Source organism: Roseibacillus ishigakijimensis, from assembly GCF_016595415.1.
Lineage (GTDB): Bacteria > Verrucomicrobiota > Verrucomicrobiia > Verrucomicrobiales > Akkermansiaceae > Roseibacillus > Roseibacillus ishigakijimensis.
In genome coordinates, this window is sequence record NZ_JAENIO010000186.1 from 1 (window position 1) to 311 (window position 311).

The window sequence follows — 311 nt, forward strand, 5'->3', positions numbered from 1 at the left end:
AAAGAACAACCAGCCGAACCGAAAACCCCTGAGCGCACCGAACTCGCCCCCGCTCCCCAGATGGCCTTTCTCTTTCTCACTCGCGGGGACCTGCATCAGCCGGACGGATGGCGAAGCTACCTCGCCACCGCTGGAGAACGAGCTACCATCTACAACAATGCTCGTGCCGAGGAGGCCATTGCCCCAGACTCTCCCCTGTTCGGTCGGCAAATTCGAGAAGCAGTGACCGACACCGCTTGGGGCGATCTCTCGCTGGTGCGGGCAACTCTGGCGCTTTTGCAAGAAGCTCTCGCCGAAGAAAGCAACAGCCA

At 60.5% G+C, this 311-nt stretch carries 1 protein-coding gene; it reads left to right on the top strand.

Going from position 1 to position 311, the window contains the following annotated elements; all coding sequences use genetic code 11:
• On the top strand, positions 1-311 hold a 311-nt coding region (locus JIN78_RS17095), incomplete at both ends, for a hypothetical protein (protein WP_200393206.1).